The following is a 243-nucleotide window of genomic DNA, read 5'->3' as shown; positions in this document are numbered from 1 at the left end:
ACACTACATGCTTCAGACTAAAAAGAACCCCGATGCTATGCCTAAAGCTTTTGTAGCCAAACATTATAATTTAATTTCTGGAGGTACAGATAACCATATGATTTTAATTGACTTAAGGAATAAAAATATAACAGGTAAAGATGCTGAAAATGCTTTACTACGAGCAGATATTACGGTTAATAAGAATATGGTACCATTCCATACAGAGTCTCCATTTGTAACTTCTGGGATTAGAGTAGGAAC

The 243-nt window shown here is 33.7% G+C and carries 1 pseudogene; it reads left to right on the top strand.

Annotated features, from left to right (window positions below):
• A pseudogene (gene glyA, locus ACRHOC_RS15030) lies at nt 1-243 on the top strand (serine hydroxymethyltransferase); the annotation flags it as partial.

The organism is Winogradskyella poriferorum (assembly GCF_050618035.1).
In the GTDB taxonomy this organism is placed as follows: Bacteria; Bacteroidota; Bacteroidia; order Flavobacteriales; family Flavobacteriaceae; genus Winogradskyella; species Winogradskyella poriferorum_A.
The sequence above is the reverse complement of the archived record's forward strand: the minus strand, read 5'-3'. Positions and strand labels throughout refer to the sequence as shown.